The 328-nt window shown below is 39.3% G+C and carries 1 pseudogene; it reads left to right on the top strand.

Annotated features, from left to right (window positions below):
• Nucleotides 1-297: pseudogene (locus JIG37_RS22080) on the top strand (DUF2931 domain-containing protein); the annotation flags it as partial.
• Nucleotides 298-328: the final 31 nt, after the last annotated feature.

The following is a 328-nucleotide window of genomic DNA, read 5'->3' as shown; positions in this document are numbered from 1 at the left end:
TACGACCAAAAATTCCCGGAAAAAGTGGCGGTTGAATGGCTCGATAAATCAGAAAATAGAATTTACTACGGTGAAGTGGCTATAGATAAGGTGGGGTATAAATTAGCTAAAAACTTACCCCCATTCACTGCGCACACAGGTAAAGTTTTTAAAGATGTAAAACCTTATTTAATTATTGGTATGGGTGAGACCGGTGAAATAAAAGTGTGGATATCAAATACACCTTCAGCAGGGTTCACAGGGCGAGTATTACATGAACTTGGCTCAGGGCAAGCGCAATGGCGTGAGAATAATTAAAATGCATTTAGCCTGTCTCTTATACACATCT

The organism is Pseudoalteromonas sp. bablab_jr010, assembly GCF_016464105.1.
Lineage (GTDB): Bacteria > Pseudomonadota > Gammaproteobacteria > Enterobacterales > Alteromonadaceae > Pseudoalteromonas > Pseudoalteromonas simplex.
The sequence above is the reverse complement of the archived record's forward strand: the minus strand, read 5'-3'. Positions and strand labels throughout refer to the sequence as shown.